Genomic DNA, 12,832 nt, shown 5'->3' on the forward strand with positions numbered 1-12,832 from the left:
TTCTTAGGGTTTGCTAATACTCAACACTTTGCGGAGCTTGTTGTTTTATAAGATGAAAAAAGCTAGGTTTTACTCCTAGCTTTTTTGATTTACTGTTGCGCAATATAGTTGCAAGAATCAAATCAATCTTTTTTATCTTGTAACTCTGTGTGATTTTGATTTCCGTTAATTGTACGATCTCCCACATTCATTCCGTTTGACATGCCAATCATGAAGGCGGTTATAATTAGCATAATTTTTCTTTTTGCCCAAAGAATAGGGCGTTTAGGTTGGTCTAAACGTGCTTTATTATTGTGTTTATACATGTTGTAAATGATAAATGATTAGACATTTGGTATCATCTTTATGCATGGAATTGCATAAATGCGTAGAAAAAAAATTCTAGGCTGTGTATAAACTTGTATAGGAAATTCGGGAAGTAATCATCTCGTTTATGAAGATGTGCTGCATTGCAAATAAGCTTACTTTTTGATAAAGCTGCGTCTGGAATTTTAGAATAACTGGAATTTGAAGACTGTAACTATCTTGAAATTGGAGATAATCTAACTGAAATAGGAATGAAGTTTTTTCAGCCGAATTTACCTGATGGAACACATATAATTTCGAGCCCTTAGAGTTTAATTCTCGTCTAAGAATTACGTTCGAGAATTGGTAATAATCTGCTGAATTGGATGGAGCATCTAAAGTACCATCATTCACCATCAGACCAAAAGCCAGAAAGAGTGAAAGGAGATATTTTAAATACTTTGTCATCTATTTAGATTGAATTGTAACTTCAAAAGTACAAAAGTAACGGTGAAGTAAGGATTGTTTTTTTATTCTTTATTTTCAAAAACGGCACCTTATCATTAGGTTTTAGATTTGTTCTTTGAAAAATTAACTTGTTGAAAAAACAATCGTATTATTGATAAGTGTTAGTTCTGAATTGATTACAATTACCGAATGAAATAGAGACTATTTTTATTTGAAGGTTTTTGGGTTTGGCTTTGTGCATTTCAAAAATAGTGTTATTTTTGCACCCGAAACATTGAAAAATGGCCCGTTCGTCTATCGGTTAGGACGCATGGTTTTCATCCATGTAAGAGCGGTTCGATTCCGCTACGGGCTACAACTCATAAACAATTATCTTAAAAGCCTCGAAAAGTAATTTTCGAGGCTTTTTTTATTGATTTTGGCTTTTGTTTTTATATTATTTGATCATTATTGTACGCGTAAAGTCAGAAACGTTTGCGCAGCATTAATGATAAATTTTTTCTTTGAATGAACACTTTGCGGAGCTGGGGTATTTGACTATTTGTTAAATTTTAGTTCTTCATCGCTAAAGGGTGTCCATGCTCTAAAGTTTTCTCCTTGATGAAGTTTTTTTTCGACTAACTTTAATTTTCCGGATTGAATCATGTATTTGGCAATTTCGTGGTCTATTATACCGTCTAAAAAAAAACATCCTTGAATCCCTTTGTCTGGATTTGTTTCATACAAAAAAGAAAGATAACCTTCATCATCTGCTTTTTCAGGTTTTTTATATTGATAGAAATCTTCATTTTTTTTTGATGTCCTGTTTGCTTTCTTTTTTTCTAATTTTATTTCATCTTCTGCTTTGATAGCTCTAATCATTATTTCTATCAGATATTCACCAGCTTCATTAGTACTTTTTTCGTCTGTTGCATTGACTTGGATTTTAACCCATTTGGAATAATCAAAATTTATTCTATCTAAAACTTTAGTTGATGGCTCAATCATATTTCTTATATTTTAATCATAAAAGTAGTATCTTCTTTTTGTTTTTTAATCTATCTAGTGCTTAATTTTTTTAAATGTTTGACTAAATTTTTTTATGCACTGTAATATCGAAATTTTCTCTACCGACTTAGATTGTTAATATAGGACTTTTGGATAATTTTATGTTTTTTAATACATTATCAAGTCAACTTTATTTTTTTTGAAAACCACGGTCCGCGTGAAGGATGGCAGTGAAAATCCTTTTATGAAGCGAAGCGCAATAAAAGATTATAACGAACAGCCTGACCCAAAGTTGCGAGGAGGAACGACTGCGCCATCTGGAGGGACACGCCCAAATTATTTTCCTTTTTCGGCCTGTGATTTTGTCAAATAACTGCCTAAAATTCAATCCCGAAGGTTCGGCACTAAAAAGCTTGTTTGGGTTGCAAAAATTTTATAATTTTGCAACCCAATTTTATTATGTAAATTAAAGAAGAAGATGGATATCAAAAGAGTAGCAATAGACGCTGTGAATGAAACAATTGTAATGACTGTTGTTCACATGGATTACAAAGGACAAGTTGCAAAAAGAATAAACGAAAAAATGCCTTTGGCAACAGTTAAGGGATTTAGAAAAGGAGCGGTGCCTAAAGATCTTGTTGAAAAACAATACGGTAAAGCAATAAAACAAGAAGAAGTTCAGAAAGTTGTTGATTTAGCTCTAGAGCGTTTCGTACAATCAGAAAGATTAAACCTTCTTGGAACGCCACTTCCTAAAGTAAACGAAGATTTTTCTTGGGATGCTGAAGAATTGGTTTTTGAATATGAAATTGGTTTAGTGCCAAACTTCACTTTAGACTTAGATGCTAAAAACGACATCGTAAAATATGTAGTTACTGCTGACGATAAATTAATCGACGGTCAAGTGGAAAGAATCCAAAAACAATTTGGAACTGCAATTCCTCAAGAGGTTGTTGCTGCAGATTCAGATGTGACTGGAACATTCACTAACGAAGAAAAAGGAATTAATAACGCTACTACTATTGCTGCTGATCTTTTCAAAGACAAAGCGACTTTTGACTTGTTCATAGGTAAAAAAGTAGGTGATGTAGTGACTGTAAATACTAAAGGTTTATTTGAAGACGACCACCAATTGATGGACGTTATGAAAGTAAGTCATGATGACGTTCACGGTTTAGATGTTGATGTAAACTTCACAATCGAAGCAATCAACACTGCTGAATTAGCAGAATTAAACCAAGAATTGTTTGATAAATTGTTTGGAGCTGGAACTGTTTCTTCACTTGAAGAATTGAAAGCTAAAATCAAAGAAGATGCTGAAACTCAATTTGCACAGCAAGCGGACCAAAAATTATTAGGTGATGTAACTGAGTTCTTAATCGAAAGCACAAAATTTGATTTACCAGCTGAATTCCTTAAAAAATGGTTGCAAACTGTTGGTGAGAAAAAATTATCTCCTGAGGAAGCTGAAGTAGAATATGCACGTTCTGAAAAAGGATTGCGCTTTCAATTGATCGAAGGTAGAGCAATGGCTCAATCTGACATCAAAATCACTTTTGAAGACTTGAAATCATTCACTACAAAAAATATCCGTCAACAAATGGCGCAATTCGGGCAAACAAATCCTACTGACGAAGAAGTTCAAGGAATTGTAGCTAGAGTTTTGTCTAACCAAGACGAAGTGAAAAGACTTTCTGACCAAGTTGTTGCTGAGAAATTATTGGAATTGTTCAAAGAGAAAGCAAATCCTACTACTAAAGAAGTGACTTACGAAGAATTTATTGCTGCTTCTTACGGAGAATAAATAAGAGTTTGTACTGTTGTAAAGTTGAAAGTCAAAAGCCCTAAGAGCTAGAGATTATTAAAATTTTATGATTTGATTACAGATACGAAACAATAAAAAATAGTTATATTTGAGCGTCAGAAAAAATATTTTTTGGCGCTCTTTTGTTTGAATTAATTTCAGGAGCTAATCCAGCTGTACGTTTCAAGTTTTTTCTTCCGTTTCTGTTTTTTAAATTCCTGCAAGAGCTTCTTTCAGTCGCTTTGCAAGAATAAAAAAACTAAAAAACGGAATTCAAAAAGCTTTTCTCTTCCATCTGGGCTAAAAAATAAGACATATTGACATCATTTATAAAGAGGTATGACCTTTGCATTAAATGGAATCACAAGATATAACGTAAAACTTAGAACAAAAAAATATGAACTACGGTAAAGAATTTAAAAAATTTGCTACAAAGGACCACGGTGTAAACTCGATGTATTACGATAAAATCGTAGGCGCAATGACTCCTAAAAACATGACTCCATATATCATTGAAGAACGTCAGTTGAATATTTCACAATTAGACGTTTTCTCCAGATTGATGATGGACAGAATTATATTCCTTGGAACAGGAATTGACGACCAAATCGCAAACATCGTTCAGGCACAGTTGTTGTTCCTTGAAAGCGCTGATGCTTCTAAGGATATTCAAATTTATTTGAACTCTCCAGGAGGAAGCGTTTACGCAGGATTAGGGATTTATGACACGATGCAATACATCAAACCAGATGTAGCAACAATTTGTACAGGAATGGCAGCTTCTATGGGAGCGGTGCTGTTATGTGCAGGAGCTGCAGGAAAACGTTCGGCTTTGCCACATTCTCGTGTAATGATTCACCAGCCATCAGGAGGAGCGCAAGGAGTTGCTACTGATATGGAAATCAACTTACGTGAAATGTTGAAACTGAAAGATGAATTATATAAAATTATCTCTCACCACTCTGGACAAACTTTTGATAAGGTTCATACTGATAGTGAACGTGATTATTGGATGATTGCTGAAGAAGCAAAAGCATACGGAATGATTGATGAGGTTTTAATAAGAGGATAAAAATAGTTACAAGTTTAAGGTTTAAAGTTTAAGGTTGCTACGGGAACTTTGAACTTTAAACTTTTTAAACTTTAAACAAAAAAAGAATGGCAAAAGTAGTATTAGAGTGTTCGTTTTGTGGAAGAAAGAAGCCAGAAACCCAATTGTTGATTGCTGGAATCAATGCACATATTTGTGATAAATGTATCGAACAAGCTCACGGAATTGTTTTAGAAGAATTAAAATCCAGCGGAAGTTCCAAACTGGTTGGAGATTTGATTTTGAAGAAACCAAAGGAAATCAGAGCGTTCTTGGATCAATATGTAATTGGACAGGACCAAACTAAAAAAGTAATGTCGGTTGCGGTTTACAATCACTACAAACGTTTGATGCAACAGCAATTAGACGATGAGGTAGAGATTGAAAAAAGTAACATCATCATGGTGGGACAAACAGGAACAGGAAAAACATTGGTAGCAAAAACCATTGCAAAAATGTTGGATGTGCCTTTAGCTATTGTTGATGCAACGGTTCTTACAGAAGCAGGTTATGTTGGGGAAGATGTTGAAAGTATTTTGACACGTCTGTTGCAAGCAGCTGATTATGATGTTGCCAAAGCCGAACGCGGAATTGTATTCATTGACGAAATAGATAAAATTGCACGTAAAAGTGACAATCCGTCTATTACACGTGACGTTTCTGGGGAAGGGGTGCAACAAGCATTACTAAAATTATTGGAAGGAACGGTTGTGAATGTGCCACCAAAAGGAGGACGCAAGCACCCAGACCAAAAATTTGTTGAGGTCAATACACAAAACATTTTGTTTATCGCCGGTGGTGCTTTTGATGGAATTGAAAGAATTATTTCGAAACGATTGAACCGTCAGGCCGTAGGTTATTCAACTTCAAAAAATGTGGATAATATTGATAAAGACAACTTGTTGCAATACATTATCCCAAAAGATATCAAAGATTTTGGATTGATTCCGGAGATTATAGGTCGTTTGCCAGTATTGACACACATGGATCCTTTAGACAGAGAAACTTTGCGTGCAATTTTGACACAACCTAAAAATGCATTAATCAAACAATACGAGAAGTTGTTTTTGATGGATGAAGTAACTTTTACCATTACAGATGAAGCCTTAGATTTTATTGTGGATAAAGCGTTAGAATACAAATTAGGTGCTCGTGGATTACGTTCTTTATGCGAAGCTATTTTAACGGATGCAATGTATGAATTACCAAGTTCTGAAGATAAAATCTTAGAAATTGATGTTGAATACGCTAAAGAAACGTTGAATAAAAATTTATTGAAACGTTTGGAGATAGCATCATAAAAAATGCATTTTTCTTAAAAATACAAACCTGTTCATTCATTTGGACAGGTTTTTTTATGGGGAAATTACACTATTTGTTATTGTTTGAAAAAAGGAGTAATATTTTTTTTTATCAACGTCAGATTGTCGATTTTTGTCCATTCTAAATCAAATATATACAAAATGCAAATAGAAGATGTAGAGGTAATTTTACTAAAAGTTTCAGGTCAGGATAAACCCGGAGTAACCGCTGGTTTGACATCCATCTTGGCGAATTATGATGCTATTATTTTAGATATTGGTCAAGCAGATATTCATGACACACTCTCTTTAGGTATTTTATTTGAAATAAAAGCGGGTTCTTCTTCCGCTCCCGTTCTAAAAGATTTATTGTTTAAAGCGTATGAATTGGGTGTGAAAGTTAAGTTCATACCAATTTCTATTGCAGATTATGAAATATGGGTCAAAGGACAACGCAAACAACGCTATACCATCAATGTTTTGGGAGAAACCTTAACGGCGGTACAATTGGCAGCGGTAACTAGGATTCTATCCAACCAAAATTTGAATATTGACGCCATCAAAAGATTAACCGGCAGAGTTTCTATTATTGAAAAAGAAGAATTTCCACGTTCTTGCATACAATTATCAGTTACGGGAACGATTGTAGATAAAACATTCATGACCGCCAGTTTTATGGAAATTTCCAGAACACTGGATGTAGATATTTCTTTTCAGGAAGATAATATGTATCGCAGAAACAGACGCTTGGTATGTTTTGATATGGATTCGACCTTGATACAAACCGAAGTAATTGATGAATTAGCAGAGTTGGCGGGTGTGGGTGAGCAAGTAAAAGCCATCACGGAAGCAGCGATGAATGGTGAAATTGATTTTAGCGAAAGTTTCAAGCAACGCATGGCTTTGCTAGAAGGTTTGAGCGAGGACGTGCTGCAAAACGTTGCTGAAAATTTACCGATAACGAAAGGAGCGCATCGCTTGATGAAGGCCTTGAAATATTACGGCTATAAAACGGCTATTTTGTCCGGAGGATTTACCTTTTTTGGAAAATACCTGCAAAAGGAATTAGGGATTGATTATGTTCACGCCAATGAATTGGAAATCAAAGACGGGAAATTGACAGGTAATTATCTCGGCGAAATTGTGGATGGTAAAAAGAAAGCAGAATACCTTCAAGCCATTGCCGATAAAGAAGGAATTCACATTAATCAAACTATTGCAGTGGGCGATGGAGCCAATGATTTGCCAATGTTAAATTTGGCAGGTTTAGGAATTGCTTTTCATGCCAAACCTACGGTAAAAGAAAAAGCAGAAAGTTCTATTTCCAGCTTAGGACTCGACGGTGTTTTATACCTGTTAGGATACCACGACAGACATATTGATATGATGGAGCAAGAGTAATTGTAATAATTATAAAAAATAAAAAGGGCTGTACCAGATTCGTTTTTGTACAGCCTTTTTTATGCTTTAACGGTAAACGCTTTTTCAGGTTTTTCTGTTGTTTGTTTTTCGGGAGATTTACAAATTCCTCTGGCACCACAACTCATTCTGTGCGGTCCGCAGGAACTCAATATAAAAAGTGCAATCAAGATGTAGAAAGTGTTTTTCATCTTTTTAATTATTTTTATACGCTTTGAAACTGCATGTTTTTCAGTTGTTCTAGATAATCTCTTTGGTTGGATAATCTTGGAATTTTATGTTGTCCTCCCAATTTATCTCGGTCTTTTAACCAATCGTAAAACAAATTTTTCCGCGCTACATTGATTACTAACGGATTTAAAGTCATGTTGTTGTAGCGTTTCGCTTCGTAATCGGAGTTTAAGGATTGTATAGATTCATCTAATGCTTTCTGGAATTGAGATACATCAGCCGGATTATCTTTGAATTCAATCATCCATTCGTGAGCACCTTTTTCTTTGCCTTCCATAAATATTGGAGCAACTGTGTAATCAACCACTTCGGTTTGGGTTAGTTTACACGCTTTGGCTATAGCCTGATCGGTATTTTCTACCATCAATTCTTCGCCAAAAACATTAATGTGATGCTTGGTTCTTCCCGTAACCCTAATTCGATATGGATTCAATGACGTAAAACGAACGGTGTCGCCTATCAAATAGCGCCACAAACCAGAATTGGTCGTAATCACTAAAGCGTAATTTTTAAACAATTCCACATCTACCAATCGAATAACTTTTTGTTCCGTTGTCCCAAAAGTATCCATTGAAATGAATTCATAGAAAATTCCGTAATCCAGCATCAACAATAAATCACTGGAATTATTTAAATCCTGAATGGCGAAAAAACCTTCGGAGGCATTGTATATTTCGTAATATTTAAAATCTTTTTTAGGGAGTATTTTTTTGTATTGTTCTCGGTATGGTTCAAAATTTACGCCTCCGTGAAAGTACACTTCCAAATTTGGCCAAAGTTCGAATAGATTTCCTTTTCCGGTTTCTTCCAGCATTTTATTCATTAAAACCAACATCCAGGAAGGAACTCCGGCGAAACTGGTTACATTTTCGTTTTTTGTTTCGTTTATGATAGCAGCAATTTTAGTTTCCCATTCGCTCATCAAGGAAATTTTGTTGCTCGGCGTACTGCTGAACTCCGCCCAAATAGGCATGTTTTCGATTAAAATTGCGGATAAATCACCAAAAAAAGTGTTGTTATTTTCATAGATTTGGGAACTTCCGCCAAGACGCAGACTTTTCCCCAAAAACAGTTCGGAATCCTCGTTATTATTCAAATACAAACACAATAAATCTTTACTTCCTTTGTAATGACAATCCTCTAAGGCTTCATTGCTTACCGGAATAAATTTACTTTTTGCATTGGTAGTTCCGCTTGATTTGGCAAACCATTTTATAGGTGTTTCCCAAAAAACATTTTGCTCTCCTTTACGGGTTCTTTCTATTAGCGGTTGCAATTCTTCATAAGTCGAAATGGGAACTCGCTCTGCAAAATTCGCATAGGATTTTATTGTAGCAAAATCATATTGCTTGCCTAAAACAGTATTTTTAGAAGACTGAATTAAATTCATAAGCAATTCTTCCTGAACTTCATTTGGATATTTCAAGAAAAGTTCGATCTGATGAATTCTTTGTTTGAGAACCCAAGAAGCAAACGAATTGATTATGGTTAGAGGCATTTTTAAATTATGAATTATGAATTGTGAGTTATAACTTTACCAAAAATAACAAAATTTGTTTAACTAGTAGTGTTAAACCTGAAACTTTAATCACAATGACCTACGAAGGCGTACTTACAAAAATGCAAACCGAATTTGGAAATCCAATTCAATATTATTTGGTTTTTGAGAATGGATTTTTAAATGTGAATCAGTTGCTGAATAAAGAAATTGAAATCAATTTTGTGGGATACCAATGTTTGAATTGTGGCAAGAAGAAAAAAATATTCCGTCAGGGATTTTGTTACGATTGTTTCTATTCCAGCGCTGCTGTTGGTGATTGGATTATGAAACCGGAGTTGAGTACCGCTCATCTTGGGATTCAGGATCGTGATTTGGCGTATGAAGAGAAAGTGCAATTGCAACCCCATATTGTTTATCTGGCTTTGTCCAGCGAAGTCAAAGTAGGAGTGACCAGAAAAACACAAATGCCAACCCGATGGATTGATCAAGGTGCGACACAAGCTATTTCAATTGTAGAAGTGCCTAATAGATACTTGGCCGGAATTACCGAGGTGGCGTTGAAAAATCATTATGCCGATAAAACCAATTGGAGAAAAATGCTGACGAATAATGTCGAACAAATTGACTTAATCGCAGAACGATTGAAAGTAGGAAATCTTATTCCAACGGAAGTTCAGGAATACTTTTATTTGCAAAAGAATGATTTGTATGAGATGCATTATCCCGTTTTACAGTATCCAAGCAAGGTAAACAGTTTGAGTTTAGATAAAACACCTCACTTTCAAGGAAAACTTATCGGAATAAAAGGTCAATATTTACTTTTTGAGAATGAAACAGTTTTTAATATTCGTGGTTCCGAAGGATATGTGGTAACGATTAATGTATAAAATTCCATAAAAAAGCAGGAAGCTCAATTTTAGAGATTCCTGCTTTTTTTATGTTGAAAAACTACTGTTTTTACTTAAATTATTCCTGTTGTACTTTAGGCTCTTCTGTTTTTTTCTTTTTATTAAACAATCCATTTAGTAATGCTGCGGCCTTAGCTTTTACTTCTTCCTTAGTTGCAGGCGTTGCGGGAGTAGCCGTTTTTGTAGTATCACTTGGTTTCTTGTTTTTATTGATATAATCCGTCAAAGCCGAAGTTCCTTGTTTTACCAGTCTGTCTTTTTGTTGATTTACAAGCTGTGTAGTCAATTTAGTCACCGCACTATTGATGTCAGTTGTGATTTTTGGATTTGTAAAATTACCCACTAATACGGCATTTATAGGAAAGCTTTCTAATTTAGCAGCATCGGCAGCAGATAATTTTGCTATTAACGCATTTGCCTCTGAACCCAAATATTTAGCTGGAACATCAAATTTCAGATTGTAATTCATGCTTTGGTCAAAACCATGCGTTCCTCCAATAGTTGCTTTGATGTCTTTGTACTTGATGTCAAATGGTTTTACATTTACTTTTCCATCTTTGAACGTGATTGCCGCTTTCAAATCATTCAAATTGATTTTGCTCACATCAATGAATTTCAAGTTTGAACCTAAAGCGGTCAATAAAGTCGAATTACTGGAGTTTACAGTCGTAGAAAGCAATTGTCCCAATAGATCTCCAGTTAGCGTTTTCAAGTCTGGAGTAAATTCTGTTGCATCAAGATTTCCGTTCAATTTGATGCTTGAATTTAATTTTCCGTTGATGATTCCTGCAATTGGTGCAATTTTTTTCAACATATCCAGTTGGGTAAACGACTGAGCAATATCAACTTGATTTAATTTTAAATCCATATTGAAGACTGGCGTTTTTCCTTTTGTGGAAACAGCTCCATTTACTCCAATTGTTCCACCAAAAATAGATGTTTTTACATTTTCTAAAGTTACTTTTTCGTCTTTCACGATTAGTTTTCCCGAAACATCTTTCAGAGTCAAATTATCATATAAAACCGTAGTCGCTTTTGCGGTAAGCGTACAATTTAAGAAAGCAGGAATCTTCATGGCTTCCGCTTTTTTTGTTGTGGTTTTAGTGGTTTCACTGGTTGTCATAAAATCATCAACAGCCAATTGTTTGGAATTCATGTTGAAATTTCCTTTCAATTCTTGGTTTTTAAATATAAATCCGTAAAAATTCTCTAAAACTCCCGTTACACTAATATCGCTTTTTCCTGTCGTTGCGTTCAGTTCTTTCAAATTGACTTGGCTAGGATTAAACTGAACCAAAGCATTGCTGATATTCATTGTTTTGCCGTTTTCATCCACATAGTTGAAACCAGATAAACTCATAGTTCCCGCATTATTGATGTTTTGATACTGACTTTTCTCAACTGATTGCATGTCGAATTTTGTAGTCACGTCAGCCTTTAAAATTCCGGATAGTGGTTTGTCCAGCTTTATAGGATACGCTTTCGAAAGATTGGCTAAATTGATAGTTCCTTTTAAAGCGGCATCAACGATTGCATTTTGAGTGATGTTCCTAATGTTGGCTTTCGCATTAAAAACATCTTGGTCAATTTTGAAAGAGAGCTTGTCCAGGTTGACATACGTGTCATTCAGAATCCCTGTTTCGTTGATGATTTTAGTGTCAATAACGATGTTTTGAACTGTTTTTGGTAAGTTAGGATATTTAAACGAAGCGTTATTGGAAGCGATTTCAATATTAAATTTTGGAACGCTCGTGTCAGAATACAAGCCTTTTGCAAAACCCACCACAGTAAAATCTCCGGTTGTTTTCACGTTGTCCAAACTCGATGCATACGCTGCGGGAATAATTCCCAAGAAATTTTTGAACGATGAAGTTGGGGTTTTAAATTTCAAATCGTACTGTTGACCCGCTTCCACCATTTGAATAAAACCATCAAATTCCAGCGGCAATTGATTGATTAATGCTTTATTTTCTTTGAAGGTATATTTGCTTTTTTCTAAATCAATTCCCAAAACGGCGTCCAGGGTCAAAGCAACATTATTCATGTAATTGACTTTGTCCATATCCAGTGATACTTTTGCAGTTGATTTGGTAACCAAATCCAATTTTTGCGCTGCAAAATCTCCTACACCTTCATGATTTATGCTGTCAATTACCATTTTGATTTTAGAACTTTCGTCAAAGTACCGAAACTTAAAATTCTCAATTTTATACTCTTGGATTTTTAAGGATAACGGACTGCTTTTCCCATCGGCTGCAGTTTTTTCCTCTTTCAGAGCAATGTCGTAATTCCCGATTCCGTCTTTATTGAATATGATATTGATTAATCCATTTTTCGATGTGATTCCGTCAATAGATAATGCTTCATTTTTACCTTTAAAAAGTTCTTTGATAGACATTTTTAAATTCAATTCGCCTAGTGAAATCAGAGTGTCACCTTCAAAAGGAGCTTTGTTTATAATGACTAATTTTTCTAATGTTACATTCGCATTTGGAAAATTTTTGAATAAGCTTAAATCCGCTTCTGCAAAAGAGACTCTGGCATCTACTTTGGCATTGATAGCTTCAGAAATTTTAGCTTTTATTTGATCTTTAAACAAATAAGGCGCGGCAAATAAAGTTATGACGAGCAGGATAAACAGTATTCCGATGATTTTTAAAACTTTCTTTAGCATAATTTGATTGTCTTTAGATTTATAAGTTTAGCAAAAATGGTGCCTTGTATTCTTTACAAAAATAGTATTTTTATGACAGCATATCTTTTGTGGGGTTTTTATAAATAATAATTTAACTTTAATGTATAAAAAAAAATCCGTTTAAGCATGTGCAAAAACGGATT

Annotated in this window: 12 protein-coding genes and 1 tRNA gene; 7 read left to right on the forward strand and 6 right to left on the reverse strand. The window is 34.6% G+C overall.

The window, feature by feature from the left end; genetic code table 11:
- Positions 1–122: 122 nt before the first annotated feature.
- Together BC952_RS04320 and BC952_RS04325 are read right to left on the reverse strand one after the other, a co-directional pair.
- Positions 123–305 carry a hypothetical protein gene (locus BC952_RS04320; protein WP_121364391.1) on the reverse strand — a complete coding sequence of 61 codons (183 nt, stop codon included), beginning with the start codon at positions 303–305 and terminating at the stop codon, positions 123–125.
- A gap of 76 nt (positions 306–381) precedes the next feature.
- Positions 382–753 carry a hypothetical protein gene (locus BC952_RS04325; protein WP_121364392.1) on the reverse strand — a complete coding sequence of 124 codons (372 nt, stop codon included), beginning with the start codon at positions 751–753 and terminating at the stop codon, positions 382–384.
- Positions 754–1,036: 283 nt separating this feature from the next.
- On the opposite strand from BC952_RS04325, the gene BC952_RS04330 reads away from it, so the two are divergent.
- Positions 1,037–1,108 (forward strand) — tRNA-Glu (locus tag BC952_RS04330).
- A gap of 182 nt (positions 1,109–1,290) precedes the next feature.
- On the opposite strand, the gene BC952_RS04335 is transcribed toward BC952_RS04330, so the two are convergent.
- Positions 1,291–1,740 (reverse strand): hypothetical protein, encoded by a 450-nt coding sequence (locus BC952_RS04335; protein WP_121364393.1) that lies wholly within the window; start codon positions 1,738–1,740, stop codon positions 1,291–1,293.
- Positions 1,741–1,984: 244 nt separating this feature from the next.
- Here BC952_RS04335 and BC952_RS15125 point away from each other — a divergent pair, with 244 nt between their 5' ends.
- The 5 genes from BC952_RS15125 (at position 1,985) to serB (ending at position 7,336) form a co-directional block, all read left to right on the forward strand.
- A complete protein-coding gene (locus BC952_RS15125) occupies positions 1,985–2,113 on the forward strand; it encodes a hypothetical protein (RefSeq protein ID WP_279629639.1) in 129 nt (42 codons plus the stop codon).
- A gap of 105 nt (positions 2,114–2,218) precedes the next feature.
- The gene (locus BC952_RS04340) at positions 2,219–3,544 is read left to right on the forward strand and encodes a trigger factor (protein WP_121364394.1); all 1,326 of its coding nucleotides are present in this window, start codon (positions 2,219–2,221) and stop codon (positions 3,542–3,544) included.
- 397 nt (positions 3,545–3,941) lie between these two features.
- Complete coding sequence (clpP, locus tag BC952_RS04345; RefSeq protein ID WP_073351820.1) at positions 3,942–4,616, forward strand: ATP-dependent Clp endopeptidase proteolytic subunit ClpP; 675 nt, start codon at positions 3,942–3,944, stop codon at positions 4,614–4,616.
- 86 nt (positions 4,617–4,702) lie between these two features.
- Entirely contained in the window at positions 4,703–5,935 is a 1,233-nt protein-coding gene (gene clpX, locus BC952_RS04350) for an ATP-dependent Clp protease ATP-binding subunit ClpX (protein WP_121364395.1), read from the forward strand.
- A 162-nt stretch (positions 5,936–6,097) separates the two neighbouring features.
- Complete coding sequence (serB, locus tag BC952_RS04355) at positions 6,098–7,336, forward strand: phosphoserine phosphatase SerB (RefSeq protein ID WP_121364396.1); 1,239 nt, start codon at positions 6,098–6,100, stop codon at positions 7,334–7,336.
- Between the two features lie 59 nt (positions 7,337–7,395).
- Here the strand turns inward: serB and BC952_RS14815 are convergent, their stop codons facing one another.
- Positions 7,396–7,545: a hypothetical protein gene (locus tag BC952_RS14815; RefSeq protein ID WP_167445684.1), complete on the reverse strand. Its 150-nt coding sequence runs from the start codon at positions 7,543–7,545 to the stop codon at positions 7,396–7,398.
- A gap of 14 nt (positions 7,546–7,559) precedes the next feature.
- On the reverse strand, positions 7,560–9,083 hold the full coding sequence (locus BC952_RS04360) for a GH3 auxin-responsive promoter family protein (RefSeq protein ID WP_121364397.1): 1,524 nt from the start codon (positions 9,081–9,083) through the stop codon (positions 7,560–7,562).
- 95 nt (positions 9,084–9,178) lie between these two features.
- On the opposite strand from BC952_RS04360, the gene BC952_RS04365 reads away from it, so the two are divergent.
- Positions 9,179–9,973: a DUF2797 domain-containing protein gene (locus tag BC952_RS04365; protein WP_121364398.1), complete on the forward strand. Its 795-nt coding sequence runs from the start codon at positions 9,179–9,181 to the stop codon at positions 9,971–9,973.
- Between the two features lie 79 nt (positions 9,974–10,052).
- Here the strand turns inward: BC952_RS04365 and BC952_RS04370 are convergent, their stop codons facing one another.
- The gene (locus BC952_RS04370) at positions 10,053–12,668 is read right to left on the reverse strand and encodes an AsmA-like C-terminal region-containing protein (RefSeq protein WP_121364399.1); all 2,616 of its coding nucleotides are present in this window, start codon (positions 12,666–12,668) and stop codon (positions 10,053–10,055) included.
- Positions 12,669–12,832: the final 164 nt, after the last annotated feature.

The organism is Flavobacterium limicola, assembly GCF_003634755.1.
Classification (GTDB): Bacteria; Bacteroidota; Bacteroidia; order Flavobacteriales; family Flavobacteriaceae; genus Flavobacterium; species Flavobacterium limicola.